Here is a 23,252-nt window from a genome sequence, read left to right on the forward strand (position 1 = left end):
CCATTTATGTAGTTTTTCACTTAACAATACGCTAGACTGTTCGCATATGCAATCAGTCTTAATCGATATGAAATTAAAAGCAATTTATCCTGGCACTTTTGATCCTGTAACTAATGGACATGTTGATATTATTACCCGTGCGGCTAAGATTTTTCCTGACATTCTTGTTGCGGTGGCAAGCAATAAAGCAAAGCGTCCTTTTTTACCGTTGGAGACGAGAATTCAACTTGTAGAAGAAGCGGTCGCAGATTTACCAGGAGTTAGCGTACTTGGATTTGATAATCTGTTAATTGATTTTGTATTGGAACAAAATGCTGGAATTATTTTACGTGGTTTACGCGCGGTTTCTGATTTTGAATATGAATTTCAGCTGGCTGGAATGAATAGGAAATTATCCAAGCAAATAGAAACGATATTCTTAACTCCATCAGAAAATTTTATGTACATTTCTTCTACTTTAGTGCGTGAAATTGCGCTTTTAAATGGAGATGTTTCTCAATTCGTGCCTTCTTGTGTCGTAAGAGAGCTCCAAAAGAGACAGGGTGAACATGGAACGTCAAAAATTATTTAAGACTTTTTGTCTGATTACACTATGTATCCATTTTTTGTTTTATCTTCCTACAAATACTTTTGCCGACCAACAAAATATTCTTCCTCCTGGCTATGCTGTAGCCAGCGCAAATCCATTGGCAACTAATGCCGGACTTGAAATTTTAGCCAGTGGTGGAAATGCTTTTGATGCAGCAGTTGCTGTGTCTGCAGTATTAGCTGTAGTTGAACCATATCATTCTGGGTTGGGTGGCGGTGGATTTTGGCTGCTGCATCAAGAAAATCAGCATAGAAATGTCTTTATTGATGGAAGGGAAATAGCCCCTTTGGCGGCGAAAAAAGACATGTATTTGGCACCTGACGGCAGTGTGATACCAGGGTTATCCTTAAATGGAGGTTTAGCTGCAGCGATTCCTGGGGAACCTGCAGCATTGGTATACATTGCCAAAAATTATGGGCGATTACCTTTGGCAAAAACACTGGCTCCTGCAATCAAGTTAGCACAAGAAGGCTTTTTGGTTGATAAGCAATTAAGCTCTTTTTTAAAGAGCCCGGATCGATTGGAGCAAATCAGAAAATACCCTTCTACGGCCAAAATTTTCCTAAATAATGGTTCTCCTTATCGCATTGGGGAGCGTTTAATTCAAACTGATTTGGCGAATACTTTGAAGTACATTGCCGAAAAAGGAGAGCAAGGGTTTTATGCTGGAGAAGTGGCAGAACGTTTAGTTAAGGGAGTTAATGCTGCGGGAGGCATATGGACACTTGAGGATTTAGCAAAATATCGTATCAAGATCAGAGAGCCGTTGATTGGTGCATACCATAATATGTTAATTATTACCGCACCTCCGCCTTCAGCAGGAGGTATTGCCTTATTGACCATGTTGAATATATTGTCTCATTATCCTTTATCTTCATTCTCAAAAGTGCAATGGATACATTACCTCGTAGAGTCCATGCGGCTTGCGTATTGGCAACGCGAACAGTTTTTGGGTGATCCTGATTTTGTTACTATCCCCGTTGAGAAGTTAATTTCCGCAGAAAATGGAAAACAGCTCAGTACATTAATTCCCCCGCAAAAAGCGATTGCTAGTACTGTTTTGCAGGGGCAGGCGAAAAATTCTCAAGAGGAGAAAAACAATTCTACGAATACGACTCATATCTCTATTATTGATACTGAGGGTAATCGTGTTTCCGCGACCATGACCATAAATTACATCTTTGGCTCCAGTGTTGTAGCTGGAGGAACTGGCGTTTTGTTAAATGATGAAATGGATGATTTTTCCAGTAAAGTCGGTGAAGAAAATGTTTTTGGTATTGTTGGCGCAGATAAAAATGAGATCGCACCTGGAAAAAGACCATTATCCAGCATGGCACCTACTTTTCTTGAATTACCAGGACGTGTTGCCATTTTGGGAACTCCCGGAGGTAGTCGTATCCCTACTATGGTATTAATTGCATCATTAGTGTTTCATGATGCTTACGGTGCAATTAGTATGGTTTCGGCGATGCGCTTTCATCATCAGTATTTACCGGATGTGTTACAGTTTGAACCGGATACTTTCTCTGCGCCAATTCAAGAAGAATTAAAAGCTATGGGGTATCACCTAATGCAATTAGGGCAGTATTATGGTGATATGCAAGCGATTACCTGGGATAAGCAAACAAATGTATTAACTGCTGCTTCTGATCCGAGATTCATAGGATTGGCAGCGTCTATAGTAAACACCCCAAGCGGATACGGAGTAAAATTCTAGGGTCTGTTCCATTTCTACTATCTTGGCTAAACTGTCCTGATTTCCTGCGTTCCGATGCTCACATACTGCCGTATGCGCTTTCTCATCGTATTTTTCGTTTCTACTTCGACGTGCCGCGGTGTGTCCGCGGGATCCAGAAGATCTGCGCTAGAACCCCACAGATAATCCCGTGAACACGTTGTGGGGGCAGGGCGTAGGTAGCGCCAGGAAACCCGGGTTTCGCTGCGCTGTACCCAGGCTACAATATTATTTAGATGGATCCTCGCCAACCAGCTCTTTGATTACTTTAAACGTTTGCTGAATGAGTTCTTCTTTATTTTCAATTGTAAATTGTGCTGCATCAATAGGTTTACCTATATGTATTTCAGCTTTTTGTTTTAGATGAAAATTAAAAGTTCGTGCAGGTAAAATATTATTGGCGCCACGTATTCCTATAGGAATAATTGTTGCTTTGGATTGAATTGCAGTAATAAATCCTCCCTTTTTAAACGAACCAAGTTTTCCATCTTTGGAGCGAGTTCCTTCGGGAGCAATCCACATAACAATCCCGCTTTCCATTAATTGCTGGGCATACGCCAAGTCTTTAATGGCTTGATATTTATTTTTTCGGTCAATAAAAGGAAACTCCGCTGCTTTCATTGCCTTACCCATTAAAGGAATTTTTGCGAGCTCTTTTTTTGACAGCATTCGAATGGAGTGATTTGGAAATGCTTTAAAGGCAAGAGGAATATCATAGGCACTTGAATGATTGCACATAATAATCGTAGCCTTTCCTGGTTGCGGCTGGACATTAAATGGATTTATCACTTTATATTCTACCTGTACGGCATTCAGTAACTGATCAATCCAGTGGTGTAACGCATTATCTGTCCATTTACGGTTTATAGTGCTAAAAAAATATTTAAAGAGACAGCGCATACTGGTAACTGCCGTATAAAACATGATATTACAAAGAATCCATGCGGTTCTTAATTGATTTGTTCTCATTCGCGTTAAGACTAAGTAAATTAGCGGTAATATAGCGCAAGTTGATTCGCTTGCCCAGATAGTTTTTACGAGCCTACGTTTCAAAACTACGTAATTTTAGCATAAATAGAGATAGCTCTGGGATTGGCAATAGGCCTGGCCATAGCTAACCTCAATCAATTTAAAAAAATCCTACTGCTCTGCCTAGAGTGCTGATGAACGAGTCATCTGGGAGGACCGCATGAATATCAAAACCATTCGACATAATTTTATCCTCACTCCAACGTTCGTCCATGTAATAGCGATATCGAGTTCCATGCAAATGGCCAATAGCACCTATTTTTTCTCGTGCCCCATGTCTTCTTTCATCTTCAATGAGTTCCAAATACCGTAAATTATAATAAAGGTTTTCAGGCATAAGTTCCTTTGCTTTCTTAAAGTAGGGAATGGCTTCCTGTTTTTTCTCCTCAAAATAAACAAGTGTATCGGCGAGTAAGTAATAAATTTTCGCGAGTATTTGACGCATTTCTTTTGATTTTGGCTCATTAAGGGTAATAAACGTTTTAAGCTCTTTTTTTAATTCTTCAATTTCATTGATATGCACTTTAATGAAATCAACTCGCGTGCTTAATCTTTCGTTATAATCAATGGGCACACCAAGTTGTGCAATCAGGCAATCAATTTTTCGTAACAATAATTTATTATAGACTTCCATTAGCGCCGTATTGTTACTGAGAAACAAGTATTCGCTGAGTCGCTGTTGCGCTTTGCTTAATTGGGTTCGATCGGATTCTTTCACCGGATGTTCTAATTCATCAATCGCCAAAAGCGTAACCGCATAACTCAAAGTGGCTTCTTTGACTAGAGAGTCGTGTGGCTGAATGCCCACTATTTTTTTTGCCAGCTCTATTTGTTCTTCAGCCATTTGCATTGCTGCTTTTGTCTTTTTATAGAGCAATGCTTCTTTTATTTGTGATGTATTTGTATCAAATTGTGTACAATAATATTCGCGCAAACGTTCGAGTTTATACTTATTAAAGTTGAGGTTTGGACTGTTTGTATATAAAACATCAGCGTCCTGAAAATGATGCCCCTCTATAGCGAGGTCAAATTGATATAAAGTCCACTCTTCTCTCATCATGATGTCGTGCATGGAATTGTCTTGATCCAAAATTTGGGGTGCAAGTCTGACTGCCTGAGCTAAATATTCAATGGTTTGATTACCAATGAAGAGTTGGGTGATTCTCCATCTCCTTTTTTCTTTCTTAGCATCTTCTAAATAACTTTTGGCTACCTGGATACGTAATTCGGGATATAATGTTAAGTAAACTGTTTGCCCTTCATAGGTCAAATAATTTTTGATGTAATCAACTGCTTTTTGTTGATCTTCTTGATTCGTTGATAAGAATAATGCATTAATGAGTTCTACCGCATTTGTTAATGCTTGCGGATCAGTTTCTTGATCCAAGTAAAAATTAATAAATTTTTCTCTAAACTTTTTTTTGACTTCCAAAGACCATTCCAAAGCTTCATAAAATCGTTGTTGTGAGGCCAGAAATTGCGCATAAGCTTCGGCAAAAGGACTGGATTTAAAACAATGTATTTTGCTGACTGGTTGGTTGTAATAATTAATTTGCTGAATCGCGGCGTTAATTGTTTCACTGTCTTGGGGATCAATGGAAGGTAGCAAATAAGCCAGAGATTCTCGTATAAAGGCTTGGCCAAAAGGGTAGTTTCTGGGAATGGATTCATTGAGTTCGGGAAAGGCGTGTGAATGAGTCATGAAATAATTGACTAATAATCGCTGCAGTTCATTAGAGGTTTGGTTTGTTCTTGGTAAATGAGTCAAGTAGATAAAATTCGGGGAGATTGGAAATCCATTTGTGCTTTGAGTCAATTCCTTAGATTTAAAACCTTTAAGGTAGCCGGCATAGGCAATTTTACCTAAGGTCATTTCAATGCGATTAGGATGGCAATGATTCTCAAAACCTAACCAGCCTTTAAATGATTCAAAAAGAGTACGGAACCAACTGACCCGAAAAACATCGATTCCATCCGTGTAGAGTCTTTGCCTGGGAGATGAAGCAATTTCTCGCCAAAATATTTGATATTCATGTTTATCAAAATCGTAAATCAGAAAGTCTGGAAGATGTACTGTTCCTTTTTCTTGATATAATTCAGCGAAATGTCTTGCTAATCTTAAACGTAACATAAAAAATCCCAGTAAAATTAGGCGATTATATGGTAATTTAAAATCAAGTATTGGGCAATTGAGTTATAGAATGAACAGACTTAATTGGATATTTCATTTTGACATTGGGGGCAAAAAAAGGAATTACGTCCAGAAATTACAAGGGATTCAATAGGATGTTGACAAAGCATACATGGTTGATTTTTTCGGCCATATACTTTAAGCGAAATGCTAAAATAGCCAGGTTTGCCATCAAAAGCATAAAAATCACGCAAGGTGGTCCCGCCACATAATATAGCTTGGTGGAGTACCTCTTTAATGTGTTTCGTAAGTGTAAAGCACACTTCTTCTGAAAGCATTTTCCCCTGAGTATTAGGATGAATATTTGCTAAAAAAAGGCTTTCTGCAGCATAAATATTTCCTACCCCCACCACAATTTCATGATCCATAATTAATGATTTTATCGGTTTATTCTTATTTTGAACCTTTTGATATAGGTAGTGACCATTAAATTCTTCGCAAAGTGGTTCAGGACCCAAATGACAAAGTAGTTGATGTTGATAGGGGTTTTCATTGATGTACAGAAATAAACCAAAACGCCTGGGATCATAGAATCGGAGCACGAGCTCGTTTGCCAGCGTCAAAAGGATGTGATCATGTTTTGCTGGCGTGCTTTTATCCGCGATGATACGTAGATGGCCTGACATCCCCAGATGGATTAAAAGATATCCTTTTGAGAGCTGGATTAGAATGTATTTTGCCCTACGAGAAACAGCGAGTATTTTTTTGCCGGCACACAATTGATGCAAGTTGTCGGGGACTGGGATACGGAGTTTAGAATTGCGTACAATAATTTCTTTAATTGTCTGCCCTTCCAGATGGGATTTAATTCCTTCCTTTGTCGTTTCAACTTCGGGTAATTCAGGCATTATTTTTTATCGTCATGTTCAATGATTCTACCCTGATTTTTATGAGTCACTTCAGTTTTATTCGACTTGTCGGGGAACAAATATTGTTTTATTGCCGTGATCAACCAAAGGACTCCCCCGATGAGGAGGCCCCAAATCAAAACATACGAAAACATAAATAACAGACCAAAAAATAGTGCAATAGCAACTCCTGCTACCAAGAATGGCACCAAATTTTCAAAAATTTTTCCCAGAGGAGATTTTTCGTTCATAACATAATTTCCTATCTTATTATTTATTAATTATCGGCTACATAATGAAATGTTGCAACGTAAAGAGTAAAATTGTGTTATCCTTAGTATGATATAAGGATTTTTTGAATTCTTACATTGAGTACCTAACTAAAGGATGAGTTTTTTCTTAATTTGCATTTTTGCATTTGAAGTGGAGCTATTATGGTTTTTGGTTATTTAAACCTGTCTTTTTGGGGATATGTGGTTGCAACATTGATTTTGACGCAGATTACTATCGCATCAGTAACACTGTATCTTCATCGCCATCAAACTCACCGAGCGCTGACTCTGCATCCCCTTGTTAGTCATTTTTTCCGTTTTTGGCTGTGGTTAACTACTGGGATGGTTACTGCAGATTGGGTGGCTATTCATCGGAAACATCACGCATCAGCAGATGTTGAGGGTGATCCGCACAGCCCTGTAGTTTTTGGAATTAAAAAAGTATTTTGGGAAGGAGCTGAGCTCTACAAAGCAGCTCGTAAAGATAAAGAAATGGTTGCCAAATACTCTCATGGCACCCCTAAAGATTGGCTTGAGCGAAAAATTTATTCGCCCCATTCTTCCAAGGGGATATTGTTGATGTTGTTCATTAATTTATTCTTATTTGGTGTTCCTGGAATAACCATTTGGGCAATTCAAATGATGTGGATACCATTTCATGCTGCCGGCGTGGTTAATGGAATTGGCCACCATTGGGGATATAGAAATTTTGAATGTCCAGATGCTGCAAGAAATATTTTCCCCTGGGGTTTTTGGATAGGTGGTGAAGAATTACATAACAATCATCATACTTTTGCTTCTTCAGCTAAGTTTTCAATTAAATGGTGGGAGTTTGATATAGGTTGGATGTACATTCGAATTCTTTCCTTTTTAGGCCTTGCCAAGGTAAAAAAATTACCGCCAAAACTGGCGATGGAAAAAGGAAAGCTGCAAGTAGATTTGGATACAGTGAAAGCAGTTATTGGGAATCGTTTTCAGGTTATGTCGAACTATTATAAAAGTGTGATTAGACCCATACTCAAGCAAGAAAAGTATAACCATATTGAGAATAAGGAAGAAAAGAAGCTTTTTGCGCGTGCTGGAAGTTTATTGAGACGTGAGAATTGTTTGTTGAATACGAGAGCTAAAATGCGTTTATCTCATCTGTTGGAAGCCCGTGAGCAATTACGTATTGTTTATGCTTACAAGCAATCGCTACAAAATATTTGGTTAAAAACAGCCTCTACCCAGAAAGAGTTAATCGAAGCGTTACAGCAATGGTGCAGGCAAGCAGAAGAATCTGGCCTTGAAGTCTTGAGGCAATTTGCCCAACAGCTAAAAGGATATGTTCCTGTATATAGATAATTCTTTTGTAATTTCTCACCATGTTATCTCATAGAGGAGAGAACAGGTGAGAAGTTAGGGTTTTTATTTGTTTTTTAGTTTCGATTGTCTATAGTAGTATTTTATTATCGCAATAACAGGGAGTTGGTTATGATGAAAGGTGTAGCAATAGTTACTGGTGGAACTGGTGGTATAGGCACAGCCATTTGTCAACGCTTAGCCGCCGATTTTCAAGTTGTCGCGTGTTATTTCAAACATGGAAAACATGAAGAAGCGAAGCAATGGCAAGAAGAGCAAAAAAAGCTGGGTTACGATATTGATATCGTTTATGGTGATATCGCACAATTTGCAGATTGCGAAAAAATCGTGGCTTTAGTCATGGAGCGTTATGGTCGTGTGGATGTACTGATTAATAATGCAGGCATTACTCAAGATTGCAGCTTACGAAAAATGACCCCAGATCAATGGCAATATGTTGTCGATGCTAATTTGACTAGCGTATTTAATATGACCCGCAATGTAATCCCAATTATGATCGATAAAGGTTTTGGCCGCATCATAAGTATTTCTTCCATTAATGGGCGAAAAGGCCAGTTTGGTCAATGTAATTATGCTTCAACTAAATCCGCGTTGTATGGGTTCACTAAAAGTCTGGCTTTAGAAGTAGCAAATAAAGGCATTACGGTGAATACGGTTTCTCCTGGTTATGTAGAAACTCCTATGCTCACTTCTTTAAAAGAAGAGGTGCTCAAATCAATCATCGCAAGTATCCCTGTTGGTCGTTTGGGAAATCCAAAAGAAATAGCTGATGCGGTTGCTTTTTTAGCATCCCCCGATAGTGGATTTATTACCGGCGCAAACTTGGATATTAATGGTGGGCAGTATATGTAAAATTAAGCCCTGGATTTATTGATAATCCTGGGCATTTACAGTCTCTTTTATCATTAATTGTCGCAAATCCTAACTCATAGAGAACCATATGCAACATAATAATATTGTATTGATCACTGGGGGTACCGGAGATATAGGTACAGCAATTGCAAAGGAGTTGAACTCTTCTTATAAACATGTTTTTTCTCTTGATTTAGTTTCTGCAGAAGATGGAAAAGCATGGAAAAAAGAGCTAATGAATGAAGGATATAAGAATATCCATTTTCGTCATATGGATGTAACCGATTATGAGCAATGCGGAAAGGTTATTTCTTCTATTATTGAAGAATACGGCAATATTGATGTGCTAATTAATAATGCGGGCATCACTCGAGATGCTGTATTTACAAAAATGACGAAACAGCAATGGGATGAAGTATTAACTGTTAATCTTGATGGCATGTTTAATGTCACCCGTCATGTAGTTGAAAATATGCGTGAGCACGAATCTGGGCGAATCGTTAATATTTCTTCGGTGAATGCGCAAAAAGGCCAATTTTCGCAAGCAAATTATGCCGCCTCAAAAGCAGGTGTTTATGGTTTTACCAAAAGTTTGGCACAAGAACTCATGAGTAAAAACATCACGGTGAACAGTCTTTCTCCTGGCTATGTGGATACTCGATTAATGAAAGGGATTAGACCAGATATTTTAGAAGGGATTATCGCCCAGATTCCTGCGAAGCGTTTAGCACAGACTCAAGAAATTGCCTGGGCCGTAGAATTTTTAGTTAGTGAAAAAAGTCGATATATTACCGGGGCTAATCTTAGCGTGAACGGCGGGCTCCATATGTATTAATAAGATTGCATTCTCTTCTTTAATTAAAGATCCATCCTCTTCCATTTTAGGAAGAGGAAAAAAGATGAAGTTTTTAACAATGCAAAATCGTCTAAATATCAAGAGAAAATTATGACTCGATTAATAAAAAAATACAAAAATCGCCGGCTTTATGATACTGAGACAAGTCAGTATATTACCCTTGAAGAATTGCAACGCTATGTAGTAGATGGGGTGCAATTTAAAGTGGAAGACTCACTCACCGAGAAGGACTTAACGAATGCCATTTTGCTCCAAATTATTGTGGAAATGGAGGCTGGTTCCACTCAATTTTTATCTTCAGATATTTTGCGACAAATTATTTCTCTAGCAAATCATCCTATGCATGCTTCTTTAAAACAGATGATGGAACAGATGTTTCAAGTTATGGAGAAACCTTTACAAAATAATCCTTATCGCCAAGCGACTGAAACTTGGAATCAGCAAATGCAAAAAATGATGCAACAATGGCAGAGTTTATTTAAGGGTTAGGTGTCTTGGCTGAGTTTTAACGCAACGGACGATAAGAGGATTTAAAAATTATTTTTTATGCTGCATTGCAAAAAAAAAATTCCTAACCCATTGACAAATTTGTTCTCTATAGACTAATATTAAATTGTGCAATGCAACATAGAGGAGAGTATCATGGCGCAACAAAATTTCGAAAGATGGACTGAAATGGCTAAAAAATTTCAAGAACCTTTTCAAGCTATAGCTGAATTGAATGTGAAAACTTTGCAAGGTATGCATTATCTAAAGCCTGAAGAGATTGCGAGTATTAAAAAGCCTGAAGAACTGTTGGAGAAGCAAATTAGTCTTGCTGTTGAAAATGGCCATAAAGCTTTAGATTACATGCAAAAATCTTTTCAAATTATTGAGAAGGCAATGTTAGGTTTTGTACACGAAGCTAAAAAGGCATCTGAAGTAAAGCATTAATTTAAATATCTTTTTTAAAAAAGCAGTTCCAGTATTTAAGTCTGAACTGCTTTTTTATTTTCATTGATTATAGTAGGTCGGAACCTTGATCGAACAGGTATAGTTGAGTGCAGGATGAACGAAAATTGCTTCGGGAAACGGGGCATAGGCGGCTATGTGAGTATTTTTCCGGAGCAATTTTCGTTTAAGATGCGCCAAATGACTGTTCCTTGATCGGGTGACCTTATACCGCTGATTTCATGCATAATCCATAGCTCACATGAATTTAAAAAGATCAGGAATTGATTTTCTGAAAAATTGATATACTCTTAAGAAAGACTTGTTTAATTTTGAGTCAATAATATGATTTTTTTACCACTTATTAAGGAAAACTATTTTCAAGGAGGGTATCATGCAAGTCAAAGAAATTATGTCATCTAAACCAGAATTCCTACTTACCACTGCTACGATTACTGAAGCAGCTAAAAAAATGCGCGAATTAGATACAGGGTTTTTACCCATTGGCGATAAAGCAAAAGATAAAATTGTCGGTATAGTTACTGATCGTGATCTCGTTATCTCTGCTCTTGCCAATAAGAATCCATTGGATACGCCGGTAAAAAATGTGATGCATAAAGACGTATGGTATTGTTTTGAGAGCGATGATGTTAAAAAAGCATTTGAAAGCATGAAGGAGAAAAAAATACGCCGACTCATTGTGCTTAATAAAGATAAAAAACTGTCCGGGGTGGTGTCTTTAGGTGATATTGCGTTACATTGCGATACCAAACTATCTGGTGAAGCATTGAAAAAAATCTCTGTCCATTAAGATATGTTGACACATTACCTACGTGCTGCGGCACGTAGGTGGAAAAAGCCTATCAGAATAAAATTTGGGTACATTAATCAAATAGAGCATCTAACTCTATATGTCGATTGTATTTATTAAAATTTTTCCAGGGGTTTTCTTTTTTCCCTAAACGCTGAAATATATTCTTCAAATGATAGGATTGGGGGTGTAATGAACGATCATTCAGTTCTTCCCATTCCAGGGGTGTTGCTATAGGAGCTCCCTTTTTGGCACGTAAAGAATAGGGTGCTATTGCTGTCATCGCATAATCATTGCGTAAAAAATCAATAAATACTTTATTTCCACGTTTATTTTTTCGTTGTTCCAAAGTCGTTATTTGGGGATGTCGTTGATGCAGCTTTTCTGCTATTTTTCTTGAAATCTCTTTAATTTTATCAAATTTGTAGTGCGCTTTGATAGGTAAATGTATATGTAGGCCACGGGAACCAGAAGTTTTGACAAAGGTTGTAAGCTCAAATTCATCAAATAGTTTTTTTAAAGCAAGGGCTGCTTCACGCACTTTTTCAAAATCATCATCCTGTGGATCCAAATCAAAAATAATTTGATCGGGTTTTTCGATTGAAGACATAGTTGATAGGGAAATGTGTAACTCCAATGTATTTTGTCCCGCCAAATAAACCAAAGCTTTTTTAGAATGGACGCCCACCATGTTCATTTCTGAATTATTTTGTATAGTGGGTATCGTAAGTTGTTCAATAAAATCAGGAAAATAATCAGGGCGATGTTTGTTATAAAAACCCTCCTGATTAATACCATCAGGGTATCGTTTCAGACTGATTGGTCTATTTTTTACAAAAGGCAGAAGATAATCTGCGATGTTATAAAAATATTCTACAACTTCTTTTTTAGAAATCTTGTCATCTGGATAAAGTTGTTTATCTGGATGAGAGATGTCAACACCGGTAATTTTCATAGGGCTCCTCCCAGAGGTTTATAATACCTATTTTGTATGCTCTTCTCGGTGTACTTCTTTCGCATCCTTGTCCTTTCGAAGGCCCAAAAAACGAGGATGTCTTAATTTTCCATGTTGCGTCCATTCTGTAAAACCAATTTCACCAACAAGATTGGGTTTAAGCCAATGAACGTTCTTCTCTGATTCCTCATATTGACTAAAAGGACAAGATTGTTGTTCTTGTTTTTTCATTTTATTGTGTAAAAAATCAAGAAGCTCATCATTAAAACCTGTTCCTACCCGGCCAGCAAATTTTAATTTTTCGTGTTCATAATAACCAATTAATAAAGCACCAAAACCACTTCGAGTTCCTTGAGGATCTGTATAGCCTCCAATAACAAATTCTTGTTGATTCATGCAATTAAATTTTAACCATTTTTTAGAACGACTATGCTGGTATGGAGCCATGGCATCTTTTGCAATGAGGCCTTCCCAACCTTTTTCGCACGCAGTTTTTAAATATTTTTCCCCTTCTTTATTGCGATGAGGCAGATAACGAATGGGGGTTTTATATTCAAAAGTAGATTTTAAAAGCCCTTTACGTTTACGAAGCGGTAATTTTTCTAATCCATATCCTTCATAATATAAAAAGTCAAAGACATAAGCATACACTGGATATTTTTTGATTAATTCTTGATTTGGATTCTTCACGTGCATTCGATGTTGCAATTGTTCAAAGCTGGTTGTTTTACCACGAAATGCAACCAACTCACAATCAATGATAAAATTGCCCGGAAAATCAAGTAAAGCTTGAGCAATTTCAGGATAAAATTCTTTTTGTTCTTCATTATTTCGTGAAATCATATGAATTTCATTATCTTTTTTATGCAAAAGGCAACGTTCTCCATCGAGTTTTCGTTCGTAGATCCATTGCTCATCAGAGAAATAATCTTGAGTTAGGGTTGCGAGCATCGGAGAAACTTCTTGATTCTGTTCTTTTTTATCCAGCTTATTTTGCATCGAATTGGATAATTGTTTGAATAATTTATTCATCTTTTTTCTCTTCTTTAGCAATTTCATTTAGAGAGCGACCTGTTAATACTGAATTTGGTTTGGTGCTCACAGGATTTTTCCGAGCATCAGCTTCATCATCATCAAGTTTAAAAATGACCCATTGCTCCTTATCTTTTTTTTGTTGGGTACGTGCCATGGCATAACCCCCCTTTATTTTTTCTCCATGTAAGAAAAATTTTAAAGCCCCTTCTTTTAAGGCTTTTTCCATGGGTTTTTTGTCTTCAATGAGTTCATAATGACCAAAGTCCCACACCATAACTGTTCCTGCTCCATACTCCCCTTCAGGAATGATGCCTTCAAATTTAGCATAATCTAGGGGATGATCTTCGGTACGGATGGCCAATCGCTTTTTATTAGCGGCTGTTGATAGTCCTTTAGGAATAGCCCAAGAAATTAATACATTATCGTTTTGTAAACGAAAATCGTAATGCAAATGGCTGGCATCATGTTTTTGAATTACAAAGATATGTTCCTTTTTCTTTGAGGTTGTTCCTTGCGGCTCTTTAGTTTTTCTAAAATCCCTTTTTTGCTGATAATCTTTTAACTGTTTGTTTTTAGACATTATTTAATCCTTATTTTGTGATGTAGAATGAACCTCAACTTTCATATCGAGTTGAGGTCCATTAAATTATTCCTTTATAACTTAGTTGATATTATGGACAATAAAAACACAATATATAAATTTATTGCTCTATTAATTAAATTTCAACAAAATAATCTAGTGAATGGGCGCTTCTAGGGCGGGGAAAAAAGGCTTTTTTAGTTTTCTACAAGAGGATACAATGCCTCAAGATGAGAATGATTCTATAAATGAGATTACTAAAATGGGGGCATTGGGTGATCATTTTTCGTTATTTGGCTAAAGAAGTGTTTATCACTTTGATTTCGCTAACCTCCATACTGGTGTTAATTTTTCTGAGTAATCAGCTGATTCAATATCTCAACAGGGCTGCTTCTGGAAGTATTCCTGGCGTCATTATTATGAAGTTAATGATATTGGAATTGCCCACTTTATTAAGCTTCCTGGTTCCATTAGGTTTTTATATTGCTATGCTGCTTGCATATGGCCGTTTATACGCTGAAAGTGAGATGACGGTATTAGGGGCTTGTGGCTATGGACCAAATCAATTATTAAAACACAGTTTTATTATGGCGACAGGGGTAGCCATTATTGTTGCGGTAATCATGATTTGGGGAAGTCCCTTAATTTATATTGAACGTGCCAAGTTGTTGCGTAGTACAGGAATACAAACTTTAGTACAGACGATTATGCCTGGACGTTTCCATAGCATTAATGATGGTCAGGAAGTATTTTATGTCCAGTCTATGAGCCGTGATCATACTAAGGCAGAGCAAATATTTCTGGCAAAAAAAAGTTCTGTAAATGAACAAACACGTTGGGATATATTATGGGCCGATCAAGCCTTTGCTGAAACAGATGCAAAAACAGGAGAGGACTACATTATTTTGCAAAATGGCAAAGAATACCAGGGAATTCCTGGCCAGGCGGATTATCAAGTCGCAGAATTTGGCCAATATAAAGCACGGCTACCACATCCTGTAATCAAAATTTCTGATGATCTTCGCACAATGAGCACAGCAAGTTTATTACCTTATAATAATGAAAACGTTGCCAAGGCTGCTGAATTACAATGGCGTTTATCGGTACCGATCATGGTATTTACCTTGACTTTAATTGCTGTTCCTTTGAGTCGTATTAACCCTCGTTCAGGAAAATATGCCAAGTTATTACCCGCAATTATTATTTATATTGTATATGCAAATTTATTGTTCATTGCGCGCGATGTAATGATTTCCGGAAAAACGCCACAATGGATAGGTTTATGGTGGGTACATCTGATCGTTATTTGTTTTGGATTAGTACTTAACTGGCGTAATCAGGTGAAGTTGGCATGAGTATGAAAATATTAGATCGTTACATTGCAAAAACAGTTTTAAGCTCTATTGGTTTAGTCACACTCATGTTAGTAGGGCTGCAAATTTTTATTTTATTTGTCGGTGAAATAGGTGATTTAGGGCGAGCTGACTACGGTATTGTGCAGGCAATTTTTTTTATTTTGTTACAAATGCCCTATCAAGTCTATTTATTTTTTCCCATGGCAAGCCTTCTTGGCTGTTTGATTGGGCTTGGGATTTTGGCCAATCATAGCGAATTGGTCATAATGCGTGCTTCAGGAATGTCTATTGGCCAAGTAACTTGGGCAGTTTTAAAAGCATCAGTATTACTTATCGTATTGGTTACGGTGCTAGGGGAAACTTTAGTTCCCTACTTATCTCACTATTCCAATGACTATAAGACTGCTGCAATCAGTGGAGGACAAGCATTAAGAACCGCACAGGGATCTTGGATGCGCTATGGAAATGATTTTATTTCTGTGGGTCTAATACTGCCCAATAATGTCCTCAATAACATTTATCAATTTCGTTTTGATGATCACCATCATTTAAAAATGTCTCGTTTTATTTATGAAGCCAGGTATACCTCAACAGGTTGGGTTGCTTATGGGATACAACAAACAGATTTTGATGCTGATCAAACTAAAGTCCAGACTTTTATTTCCCTTCCTTGGGACGTAGCCGTAAAACCAAAAATCTTAATGATTAGCAGTATTGAGCCTGATGAAATGACTTTAAAAGAATTGAATCGCTACATACGGGAGCAAAAACACAATCATCAGAATGTGCATAATTATCAGTTTGCTTTTTTACAACGAATTATTCAACCACTTACGACCATGGTAATGATGATCCTCGCCATCCCCTTTATTTTTGGTCCATTGCGCTCAACGACTATGGGGTCGAAACTGTTGGTGGGGGCTGCAGTGGGATTTAGCTTTCATATCTTGAGCCGTTTTTTTGGTCCGCTCAGCACTGTATTTCAGTTGCCGCCTGAATTAGCTGCTTTGGGCCCCACTTTTATTTTTGCATTATTGGGTACGTATTTGATGAAAAGAGTCAGGTAGCCTGTCTAAATAGCTATTTGATGATTTACTTCCGATTCTCCTCATCTGTTTTTGTGGTAGAATATTGATCACATAGCATAAAATATCAAAAAAATGAAAATTCAGTGTAAGTTTTGCCGACAACGCATGGAACCCACTGTTTGCTGGGAAAAAAGATTAGTCACTACAGATCAAGCGGTTTATTATTGTAGTTTATGTAACAAGCAATTATTTGTTTTAGGCGGATTTTTGGATAAACCATTTTGGCAGCGCCCCATCTATTTATGGTTTGGTAACTCATTAACCATTGATCTGATTGATTATTGGGAAAAGGCAAAAAATCTTTTAAGTGAGATGCATCTTGGTAAATTAATTTACTTTATTTTATCCATAATTTTGACAGTAATTGCTTATTTCTTTTTTATGTAAAATGACTGTTCCTCTGTTCGCGTATTGCGCGTGTTACACTACTTGCCCAGCGGCCCATCCCGATGACCAAGCCCATTGAAAATTATATCCTCCTAACCAACCGGTAACATCCAAGGCTTCGCCAATGAAATAAAGCCCTGGAATATCTTGAGCTTCCATAGTTTTGGAAGAAATTGCATGGCAGTCTATACCACCAATAGTGACTTCAGCAGTACGATATCCTTCAGTCCCATTAGGTTTTACCAACCAAGAGTTAAGTTGTTTTGTTACAGATTCCAAATGATGATTTGAGAGTTCAGCAAGTTTCTTTTCAGCAAGTTCTGGTGAAATAAAGAGTTCGATAACGCGTTTAGGTAAATGTGTAGACAAGATAGAGTTTAATTGTTTCTGTGGTTTTTCAGTTCGCGCACTTTTTAAGTAATTCAAGAGATTGATTTCAGGCAGTAAATTGATACAAATATGTTCCCCTGCATGCCAATAAGAGGATAATTGTAAAATTGCAGGGCCGCTCAAACCGCGATGAGTAAATAAGGTATTTTCACGAAATTCAATACGCGCATTTTTAACTAAACTATCAATACTAATCCCGGAAAGCAGGGCAATTCTTTCTTTTTCTAATACGTCCAGAGTAAGAGGAACCAATCCAGCGCGCGTAGGCCATACTTTAATCCCAAATTGCTCTGCAACTTTATAGGCAAATGGGCTGGCTCCCATGGTAGGTATGGACAACCCCCCACTGGCAATAACTAGAGATTGACAGTGGAATATCCCTTTAGTGGTATGCAGTTTAAAGCTTTGTGATTTTTGAATTTTTTCTACACTGGTATTTAGGTGGATCTCGACCCCTGCGACATCACACTCTTTAAGCAACATATCTACAATGTCTTTTGATTTATTATCGCAAAATAATTGCCCTAAAGTTTTTTCATAGAAAGGAATTTTATGTTTTTTAACAAGCTCAATAAAATCCCATTGAGTGTAGCGGGTTAAAGCAGATTTAAAAAAATGAGGGTTATGGGAATTGTATTTTTCAGGTTCAATATAATAATTCGTAAAATTACAACGGCCTCCTCCCGACATTAAAATTTTTTTACCTGCTTTATTCGCATGATCCAATACTAGGACTTTACGGTAACGTTTGCCCGCTTCAATGGCACACATTAAACCTGCAGCACCTGCACCTATAATAATGACATCGACTGCTTCCATATTGAATTGACTTGTGTTAAACCTAAACATGTGCAAGGGTAACATGCGATGTGCGTGATTCAAAGTGTTGTTCTTGAGCATAAAGGGATTTTTTATGCAACTTTTTCATTATAAATGCATTTTATGTATGTTCTAAAACGTCTTTTAGCGATCGTATTAGGTGTCATTGTATTGCCATTACGTATCTTGGTATACAATGCGCTTTATGAAGCGATTGCATTTCTTTTGGGAGTTGCTGGGGTAATCAGCTTACCCATTTATTTGGCATCTGTTTTTAAGGATCTCGGGGTTTCTACTGCGAAGAATTTTCTACTGACTACAGTGGTTATTTTTCCACTTGTAGCGGCAGTAATGGCAACTACTTTTGCAGTTATAACCGCTTTTTTGGTTTACAATACTGCAATCAACATGCTTGAATCGTTCTGGCTTGGTTTTAGGAGTGGATTACTGCATGAGATGGATGGTTTTTGGAATGCGTTCGCTTTGCAACATACTTTAACGCAAGACATCGATTTACATACGAGGGCTTTTCAAGCCGGTTTGCATGCAGATGACTTAATCGATGATGTTGATTTTGATGGCTTCCAACGAATAAGAGGAGAATTACAAGATGTTGTTGTAGTAAAGGAGGATTTGGAAGTTCCAGATTTAGAAAGCAAGGGCCCAAGGGAATCCCATACATTATTAAATGATAGTGAATTAGAAAAAATCAACACACTCATAAAGGAATTGACCAATCCCCAAGATCCTTTATCTCCAGAAGAAAAACGACAGTTGGATGCTTTAAAAACTTTGTACACTCAATATAACGATTTATCAAAAAAGCTGGAGGATGTACGAACTGCTTTAATGGAGAATGATAAAACCCGGATTAAGGATGAAATGATAGCCTATAATGAGGTAGAAACACCTATATTATTGGTGAAACAATATATGAAAGAGGAACAGTGGCATAATGTTCCTGCAAACAGCTATGTTACTGATAAGGAAAGTTTATTGCATTGGTTAAAGCAAAATCCAAAACACCCTCTCAACAAAGATCTTCTGAAAAAACCAGAACCTTATAACAAAATGGTAACACGATATACTTGGTATGAACTGACCAAAAAAGATTGCTCCTCCCAAGAATTAACTGAGGCTGCTGCCCAAATGAATGATTTGGTTCATGCTTTAACTCCTCTATTATCTCGGCAAAAAATAAATCGAGGACTAGGCAGCGTACCCCAATCATTTTTTGGTCTAGGGGACAATAATTCTGAATCACCTACAGCACAATTGGATAATACGTTAACAGATCAGATTTTGGGATAATGCTAAGGTAATCTTTTTGCAAGAATAAATTGAACATTATTGTTCTTTTTCTTCTTTTATTCATAATTATGATATTAATTTAAGCTTATACTGTAAGTATTCAAGTGATCTATTTTAAGGACCATCATCATGAATGAACTGGATATTTTGCAATTATTTTATGATGAGATGAAAAATCGCAGTGCGACTCGAGATCAAGTTTTTTTAAATATGGAAGAGGAGGCAGCAGCAATGCTTTCTCAAAAATTAGGACAATCTGTATCTGTTGCCGATCTGCAAAAATTAACGGATATATGCATCGCTAATGAATGGCTGGAGCGAACGACCGCTGATCCTAATTATAAATATTTATCATTAACTGAAGCAGGGCTACAAGTTATTTTAGCGAATCAGTACAGCTAGCCTGGAAAAGCAGTTGAGTTCTATTGTGCCAACTAATAGCACCGAATCTACTGGATTTTTAGCTTGCTCGCTACGAACTCAACTGCTTTTTCTAGGTTAATTGCATATCAAGGGTATAAACTTTAAGCAAAAGTAGGTAAAATGCATCATTTTATTCTTTTTTGTTGTCGATATGCCAAAACGAACCGATATTAAATCCATTCTTATCCTTGGAGCAGGCCCTATTGTAATAGGACAAGCTTGTGAATTTGATTACTCTGGAACCCAAGCAGTACGTGCCTTAAAGGAGGAAGGTTATCGGGTTATCTTGGTCAACTCCAATCCAGCTACCATCATGACGGATCCAGAACTCGCAGATGCGACTTATGTTGAGCCGGTATCCTGGAAAGAAGTAGCACGTATCATTGAAATTGAACGCCCGGACGCGCTTTTGCCTACTATGGGCGGGCAGACGGCGCTTAACTGCGCTCTGGATTTAGTACGTGAGGGAGTTTTAGCAAAGTATCATGTTGAAATGATCGGCGCAACACGAGAAGCGATTGATCGTGCTGAAGATAGAGAAAAATTTCGTCAATTAATGATTAAAATTGGCTTGGATATGCCGCGTTCGGCGATTGCCCATAGCATGGAAGAAGCAATCCAGGTTCAAGCACAATTGGGTTATCCGGCAATTATTCGTCCCTCCTTTACTATGGGAGGCAGCGGCGGTGGTATTGCTTATAACCGTGAAGAATTTGAAGAAATTTGTATGCGTGGATTAGAGCTATCGCCAACTCATGAGTTATTGATTGATGAATCAGTACTCGGTTGGAAAGAATTCGAAATGGAAGTAGTACGCGATAAAAATGATAATTGCATTATTGTCTGTACCATTGAAAACTTTGATCCTATGGGCGTTCATACTGGCGATTCAATTACTGTAGCTCCTGCACAAACACTCACTGATAAAGAATATCAACGCATGCGAGATGCCGCCATTAAAGTGTTACGTGCTGTAGGGGTTGATACAGGAGGTTCAAACGTACAATTTGCTGTTAATCCAGAAGATGGGCGAATGCTTGTGGTTGAAATGAACCCCAGGGTTTCTCGAAGCTCTGCTTTGGCCTCCAAGGCAACTGGTTTTCCTATTGCAAAAGTTGCTGCAAAACTGGCTGTTGGTTACACGCTTGATGAGTTAAAGAATGAAATTACTGGGGGTAAGACGCCGGCTTCGTTTGAGCCAAGCATTGATTATGTAGTCACTAAAGTGCCACGATTTAATTTCGATAAATTCCCACAAACTTCAGATACCCTGACGACGCAAATGAAGTCAGTTGGTGAGGTGATGGCAATTGGATCCAATTTTCAGGAGTCCTTACAAAAAGCAATACGAGGTTTAGAGATAGGGCGTTGTGGTTTGCATCCCTTATTCAAGAAAAGCGATTTAGCGCGTTTAAGAGGCCATTTGCGAGCACCAACTCCTGATAGGCTTTGGTATATCGCTGATGCGTTTAGAAATGAGATGACCCTTGAAGAAATTCATCAGGAAAGTCGTGTTGATCCCTGGTTTTTGGCACAAGTCGAGGAACTGGTCGCTCTGGAGCGTTCTGTGACCGGGAAGAAATTGGCAGATATCGATGCACTTACTTTACGCCTGCTGAAGCGACGTGGTTTTGCCGATGCTTATTTGGCTAGAATATGGTCGTGTACTGAAGAGGAAGTACGTAAGCAACGAAAAGAACTGGGGATTGTTCCGGTTTACAAACGGATTGATTCCTGTGCTGGTGAATTCCCCAGCGATACCGCGTATATGTATTCGTGTTATGAAACCAGTTGCGAGGCTCGCCCTGATTCTGATAAGAAAAAAATTATGATTCTCGGCGGTGGCCCTAATCGAATTGGTCAGGGAATTGAATTTGATTATTGTTGTGTGCATGCAGCCATGGCTCTTAGGAAAGCAGGGTGCCAGACTATTATGGTTAATTGTAACCCTGAAACAGTGTCTACCGATTTTGATACCTCCGATCGTTTGTATTTTGAACCTGTGACTCTAGAAGATGTTTTAGGTATTGTAGATGTAGAAAAACCGGAGGGAGTTATTGTCCATTACGGTGGGCAAACCCCTTTAAAGTTAGCACGGGCATTAGAAGCAAACGGAGTCAAAATAATTGGGACATCCCCTGATGCAATTGATAGGGCAGAAGACAGGGATCGGTTTCAAAAATTAGTCACTGAATTGAAATTACATCAACCTGATAATGGTACTGTGCGTAGTGAGGCAGAAGCCATTGCTTTGGCAAATAAGATCGGTTATCCGTTAGTAGTAAGACCTTCCTATGTTCTTGGGGGGCGCGCTATGGAAGTGGTTTATCAAGAAGATGATTTGCGCCATTATTTATCGCATGCAGTTGCTGTATCCAATGATTCTCCCGTATTGTTGGATAAATTTTTAAATGATGCAATTGAAGTAGATATTGACGCAGTTTGTGATGGCAAAGAAGTGTTAATTGGTGCGGTAATGGAGCACATAGAACAGGCTGGTATTCATTCAGGGGATTCAGCCTGTACTTTACCCCCATTTAGTCTTAGTGTTGTGGTACAACAGGATTTAATGGAGCAAATGCGTCAAATGGCATTGAATTTAGGGGTAGTGGGTTTGATTAATGCGCAGTTTGCTATTCAAGCGGATGACATTTATGTTCTGGAGGTAAACCCAAGAGCTTCACGGACGGTTCCTTTTGTTTCCAAAGCAACAGGATTACCTTTGGCCAAAATTGCAGCTCTTTGCAAGCTGGGTGTTAGCTTAAAAGAACAAGGTTTAAGTCAAAATCACCACATGCCATCCTTTTATTCAATTAAGCTTCCTGTTTTCCCTTTTATCAAATTTTCTGGGGTAGACTCTATTCTTGGCCCTGAAATGAAATCTACAGGGGAAGTAATGGGTATTGCCAGACGTTTTGGACAAGCTTATGCTAAAGCACAATTGGGAGCAGGTTCTAACATACCCAAGCGTCGTCGTGCGTTTGTTTCCGTTAGAGATGCCGATAAAACGCGAGTAGGTGAAATTGCCAAGCGATTGATTGAATTAGGTTTTGAAATCATTGCAACACGTGGCACAGCTTTGGCTTTACAAGCAGCGGGGGTTGATTGTCGCCGCGTATTTAAGGTGAATGAAGGCAGACCACATGTTTTAGATTTTATTAAAAATAACGAAATTGATTTTATTGTGAATACAACTGAGGGCAAGCAAGCGATCGCTGATTCTTTTGCAATTAGACGCAATGCATTACAACATAAGGTTAGCTATACTACAACCTTATCAGGTGCTGAGGCTGCTTGTTTGGCCATGAAATATGAGGATAGAGAAACTGTAACGCGTTTGCAGGATTTACATTAACAAACACACTGCATCCAAGTTACACTTATCGCTAAATTTAATGATCTCATTTTCTCCTGAGGAGCGAATGAGATTAAAA

22 protein-coding genes are annotated in these 23,252 nt (G+C 38.0%); 14 read left to right on the plus strand and 8 right to left on the minus strand.

What is annotated here, in order from left to right; genetic code table 11:
- Positions 1-46: 46 nt before the first annotated feature.
- Both coaD and ggt read left to right on the plus strand, forming a co-directional pair.
- Positions 47-571 carry a pantetheine-phosphate adenylyltransferase gene (gene coaD, locus DY223_RS01825; RefSeq protein ID WP_058458044.1) on the plus strand — a complete coding sequence of 175 codons (525 nt, stop codon included), beginning with the start codon at positions 47-49 and terminating at the stop codon, positions 569-571.
- Positions 549-2,306, plus strand: coding sequence for a gamma-glutamyltransferase (gene ggt / locus DY223_RS01830; protein WP_058458045.1), 1,758 nt, complete (start codon positions 549-551; stop codon positions 2,304-2,306). Before coaD ends, ggt begins: the two co-directional genes overlap by 23 nt.
- A 246-nt stretch (positions 2,307-2,552) precedes the next feature.
- Here the strand turns inward: ggt and DY223_RS01835 are convergent, their stop codons facing one another.
- From DY223_RS01835 to DY223_RS01850, 4 genes are all read right to left on the minus strand, one after another.
- Positions 2,553-3,293: a lysophospholipid acyltransferase family protein gene (locus tag DY223_RS01835; RefSeq protein ID WP_058458046.1), complete on the minus strand. Its 741-nt coding sequence runs from the start codon at positions 3,291-3,293 to the stop codon at positions 2,553-2,555.
- Positions 3,294-3,453: 160 nt separating this feature from the next.
- On the minus strand, positions 3,454-5,484 hold the full coding sequence (locus tag DY223_RS01840; protein ID WP_058458047.1) for a hypothetical protein: 2,031 nt from the start codon (positions 5,482-5,484) through the stop codon (positions 3,454-3,456).
- 80 nt (positions 5,485-5,564) lie between these two features.
- Complete coding sequence (gene mutM, locus DY223_RS01845) at positions 5,565-6,392, minus strand: bifunctional DNA-formamidopyrimidine glycosylase/DNA-(apurinic or apyrimidinic site) lyase (protein ID WP_058458048.1); 828 nt, start codon at positions 6,390-6,392, stop codon at positions 5,565-5,567.
- The gene (locus DY223_RS01850) at positions 6,392-6,643 is read right to left on the minus strand and encodes a hypothetical protein (RefSeq protein ID WP_058458049.1); all 252 of its coding nucleotides are present in this window, start codon (positions 6,641-6,643) and stop codon (positions 6,392-6,394) included. The genes mutM and DY223_RS01850 overlap by 1 nt, the downstream gene beginning before the upstream one ends.
- A gap of 183 nt (positions 6,644-6,826) precedes the next feature.
- Between DY223_RS01850 and DY223_RS01855 the strand changes: the two genes are divergently transcribed.
- From DY223_RS01855 to DY223_RS01880, 6 genes are all read left to right on the plus strand, one after another.
- Positions 6,827-8,008 (plus strand): DesA family fatty acid desaturase, encoded by a 1,182-nt coding sequence (locus DY223_RS01855; RefSeq protein WP_058458050.1) that lies wholly within the window; start codon positions 6,827-6,829, stop codon positions 8,006-8,008.
- 129 nt (positions 8,009-8,137) lie between these two features.
- Positions 8,138-8,878, plus strand: a complete 741-nt coding sequence (phbB, locus tag DY223_RS01860) for an acetoacetyl-CoA reductase (protein WP_058458051.1) — start codon at positions 8,138-8,140, stop codon at positions 8,876-8,878.
- 88 nt (positions 8,879-8,966) lie between these two features.
- A complete protein-coding gene (phbB, locus tag DY223_RS01865) occupies positions 8,967-9,713 on the plus strand; it encodes an acetoacetyl-CoA reductase (protein WP_058458052.1) in 747 nt (248 codons plus the stop codon).
- A gap of 111 nt (positions 9,714-9,824) precedes the next feature.
- Positions 9,825-10,223, plus strand: coding sequence for a polyhydroxyalkanoate synthesis regulator DNA-binding domain-containing protein (locus DY223_RS01870; protein WP_058458053.1), 399 nt, complete (start codon positions 9,825-9,827; stop codon positions 10,221-10,223).
- 153 nt (positions 10,224-10,376) lie between these two features.
- Positions 10,377-10,667: a phasin family protein gene (locus DY223_RS01875; RefSeq protein WP_058458054.1), complete on the plus strand. Its 291-nt coding sequence runs from the start codon at positions 10,377-10,379 to the stop codon at positions 10,665-10,667.
- Between the two features lie 391 nt (positions 10,668-11,058).
- Positions 11,059-11,475 (plus strand): CBS domain-containing protein, encoded by a 417-nt coding sequence (locus DY223_RS01880; protein WP_058458055.1) that lies wholly within the window; start codon positions 11,059-11,061, stop codon positions 11,473-11,475.
- A 73-nt stretch (positions 11,476-11,548) separates the two neighbouring features.
- Here the strand turns inward: DY223_RS01880 and ligD (DY223_RS01885) are convergent, their stop codons facing one another.
- Genes ligD (DY223_RS01885) through DY223_RS01895 form a run of 3 tightly spaced genes read right to left on the minus strand, consistent with a single transcriptional unit; the run spans position 11,549 to position 14,045 of the window.
- Entirely contained in the window at positions 11,549-12,430 is an 882-nt protein-coding gene (gene ligD / locus DY223_RS01885; RefSeq protein ID WP_058458056.1) for a non-homologous end-joining DNA ligase, read from the minus strand.
- A gap of 27 nt (positions 12,431-12,457) precedes the next feature.
- Positions 12,458-13,462 carry a non-homologous end-joining DNA ligase gene (gene ligD / locus DY223_RS01890; protein ID WP_082642387.1) on the minus strand — a complete coding sequence of 335 codons (1,005 nt, stop codon included), beginning with the start codon at positions 13,460-13,462 and terminating at the stop codon, positions 12,458-12,460.
- Positions 13,455-14,045, minus strand: coding sequence for a DNA polymerase ligase N-terminal domain-containing protein (locus tag DY223_RS01895; protein ID WP_058458057.1), 591 nt, complete (start codon positions 14,043-14,045; stop codon positions 13,455-13,457). Before DY223_RS01895 ends, ligD (DY223_RS01890) begins: the two co-directional genes overlap by 8 nt.
- A gap of 275 nt (positions 14,046-14,320) precedes the next feature.
- Here DY223_RS01895 and lptF point away from each other — a divergent pair, with 275 nt between their 5' ends.
- The 3 genes from lptF to DY223_RS01910 all read left to right on the plus strand — a co-directional run bounded on the left by lptF (position 14,321) and on the right by DY223_RS01910 (position 16,875).
- On the plus strand, positions 14,321-15,400 hold the full coding sequence (gene lptF / locus DY223_RS01900) for an LPS export ABC transporter permease LptF (protein WP_058458098.1): 1,080 nt from the start codon (positions 14,321-14,323) through the stop codon (positions 15,398-15,400).
- Positions 15,397-16,467, plus strand: a complete 1,071-nt coding sequence (lptG, locus tag DY223_RS01905) for an LPS export ABC transporter permease LptG (RefSeq protein ID WP_058458058.1) — start codon at positions 15,397-15,399, stop codon at positions 16,465-16,467. The genes lptF and lptG overlap by 4 nt, the downstream gene beginning before the upstream one ends.
- A 93-nt stretch (positions 16,468-16,560) precedes the next feature.
- Positions 16,561-16,875 (plus strand): hypothetical protein, encoded by a 315-nt coding sequence (locus tag DY223_RS01910; protein WP_235810456.1) that lies wholly within the window; start codon positions 16,561-16,563, stop codon positions 16,873-16,875.
- Positions 16,876-16,908: 33 nt separating this feature from the next.
- On the opposite strand, the gene DY223_RS01915 is transcribed toward DY223_RS01910, so the two are convergent.
- Positions 16,909-18,084 carry a BaiN/RdsA family NAD(P)/FAD-dependent oxidoreductase gene (locus DY223_RS01915; protein WP_058458060.1) on the minus strand — a complete coding sequence of 392 codons (1,176 nt, stop codon included), beginning with the start codon at positions 18,082-18,084 and terminating at the stop codon, positions 16,909-16,911.
- A 123-nt stretch (positions 18,085-18,207) separates the two neighbouring features.
- Here DY223_RS01915 and DY223_RS01920 point away from each other — a divergent pair, with 123 nt between their 5' ends.
- From DY223_RS01920 to carB, 3 genes are all read left to right on the plus strand, one after another.
- A complete protein-coding gene (locus tag DY223_RS01920; protein ID WP_064115058.1) occupies positions 18,208-19,395 on the plus strand; it encodes a hypothetical protein in 1,188 nt (395 codons plus the stop codon).
- Positions 19,396-19,524: 129 nt separating this feature from the next.
- On the plus strand, positions 19,525-19,797 hold the full coding sequence (locus DY223_RS01925; protein WP_058458062.1) for a hypothetical protein: 273 nt from the start codon (positions 19,525-19,527) through the stop codon (positions 19,795-19,797).
- Positions 19,798-19,969: 172 nt separating this feature from the next.
- On the plus strand, positions 19,970-23,173 hold the full coding sequence (gene carB, locus DY223_RS01930) for a carbamoyl-phosphate synthase large subunit (protein WP_058458063.1): 3,204 nt from the start codon (positions 19,970-19,972) through the stop codon (positions 23,171-23,173).
- The last annotated feature ends 79 nt before the right edge of the window (positions 23,174-23,252 follow it).

It is taken from the genome of Legionella bozemanae (assembly GCF_900450575.1).
Taxonomy (GTDB): Bacteria; Pseudomonadota; Gammaproteobacteria; order Legionellales; family Legionellaceae; genus Legionella; species Legionella bozemanae.

What these genes read in the sequence shown, in the direction of transcription:
- ligD (WP_082642387.1), bottom strand. Translation starts at nt 13,462, where the DNA reads ATGAATAAATTATTCAAACAATTATCCAATTCGATGCAAAATAAGCTG.
- DY223_RS01835 (WP_058458046.1), bottom strand. Translation starts at nt 3,293, where the DNA reads ATGAGAACAAATCAATTAAGAACCGCATGGATTCTTTGTAATATCATG.
- DY223_RS01870 (WP_058458053.1), top strand. Translation starts at nt 9,825, where the DNA reads ATGACTCGATTAATAAAAAAATACAAAAATCGCCGGCTTTATGATACT.
- DY223_RS01840 (WP_058458047.1), bottom strand. Translation starts at nt 5,484, where the DNA reads ATGTTACGTTTAAGATTAGCAAGACATTTCGCTGAATTATATCAAGAA.
- mutM (WP_058458048.1), bottom strand. Translation starts at nt 6,392, where the DNA reads ATGCCTGAATTACCCGAAGTTGAAACGACAAAGGAAGGAATTAAATCC.
- phbB (WP_058458051.1), top strand. Translation starts at nt 8,138, where the DNA reads ATGATGAAAGGTGTAGCAATAGTTACTGGTGGAACTGGTGGTATAGGC.
- coaD (WP_058458044.1), top strand. Translation starts at nt 47, where the DNA reads ATGCAATCAGTCTTAATCGATATGAAATTAAAAGCAATTTATCCTGGC.
- DY223_RS01855 (WP_058458050.1), top strand. Translation starts at nt 6,827, where the DNA reads ATGGTTTTTGGTTATTTAAACCTGTCTTTTTGGGGATATGTGGTTGCA.
- ggt (WP_058458045.1), top strand. Translation starts at nt 549, where the DNA reads ATGGAACGTCAAAAATTATTTAAGACTTTTTGTCTGATTACACTATGT.
- DY223_RS01880 (WP_058458055.1), top strand. Translation starts at nt 11,059, where the DNA reads ATGCAAGTCAAAGAAATTATGTCATCTAAACCAGAATTCCTACTTACC.
- carB (WP_058458063.1), top strand. Translation starts at nt 19,970, where the DNA reads ATGCCAAAACGAACCGATATTAAATCCATTCTTATCCTTGGAGCAGGC.
- DY223_RS01895 (WP_058458057.1), bottom strand. Translation starts at nt 14,045, where the DNA reads ATGTCTAAAAACAAACAGTTAAAAGATTATCAGCAAAAAAGGGATTTT.
- DY223_RS01925 (WP_058458062.1), top strand. Translation starts at nt 19,525, where the DNA reads ATGAATGAACTGGATATTTTGCAATTATTTTATGATGAGATGAAAAAT.
- DY223_RS01920 (WP_064115058.1), top strand. Translation starts at nt 18,208, where the DNA reads ATGTATGTTCTAAAACGTCTTTTAGCGATCGTATTAGGTGTCATTGTA.
- phbB (WP_058458052.1), top strand. Translation starts at nt 8,967, where the DNA reads ATGCAACATAATAATATTGTATTGATCACTGGGGGTACCGGAGATATA.
- ligD (WP_058458056.1), bottom strand. Translation starts at nt 12,430, where the DNA reads ATGAAAATTACCGGTGTTGACATCTCTCATCCAGATAAACAACTTTAT.
- DY223_RS01875 (WP_058458054.1), top strand. Translation starts at nt 10,377, where the DNA reads ATGGCGCAACAAAATTTCGAAAGATGGACTGAAATGGCTAAAAAATTT.
- DY223_RS01910 (WP_235810456.1), top strand. Translation starts at nt 16,561, where the DNA reads ATGAAAATTCAGTGTAAGTTTTGCCGACAACGCATGGAACCCACTGTT.
- DY223_RS01850 (WP_058458049.1), bottom strand. Translation starts at nt 6,643, where the DNA reads ATGAACGAAAAATCTCCTCTGGGAAAAATTTTTGAAAATTTGGTGCCA.
- lptG (WP_058458058.1), top strand. Translation starts at nt 15,397, where the DNA reads ATGAGTATGAAAATATTAGATCGTTACATTGCAAAAACAGTTTTAAGC.
- DY223_RS01915 (WP_058458060.1), bottom strand. Translation starts at nt 18,084, where the DNA reads ATGGAAGCAGTCGATGTCATTATTATAGGTGCAGGTGCTGCAGGTTTA.